Below are 300 nucleotides of genomic sequence, written 5' to 3' on the forward strand. Positions count from 1 at the left end.
TGACCTACTCTCGCACAGCTTAGGCTGCACTACCATCGGCGCGGCTACGTTTCACTTCCGAGTTCGGGATGGGATCGGGTGGTTCCATAGCGCTAATTTCATCAGGGAGACGGTTGGAGCGTCGCCATCCAAAAAACGGATTTAGGCGCCTGCCTCTCATGGATCTTGTGACGTAGCGTGCACTTGGTATCTATCGACATGTCATGTCGGCCAAGGCAACTTGAGGTTATATGGTCAAGCCACACGGATCATTAGTATCAGTTAGCTCAATGCATTGCTGCACTTACACACCTGACCTAT

At 51.3% G+C, this 300-nt stretch carries 1 rRNA gene; it reads right to left on the reverse strand.

Annotated features, from left to right (window positions below):
• Nucleotides 1–106: ribosomal RNA gene (gene rrf, locus ACVOLL_RS20610) — 5S ribosomal RNA — on the reverse strand; the annotation flags it as partial.
• Nucleotides 107–300 lie beyond the last annotated feature (194 nt).

The sequence above is a fragment of the Stenotrophomonas sp. STEN035 genome (assembly GCF_056759935.1).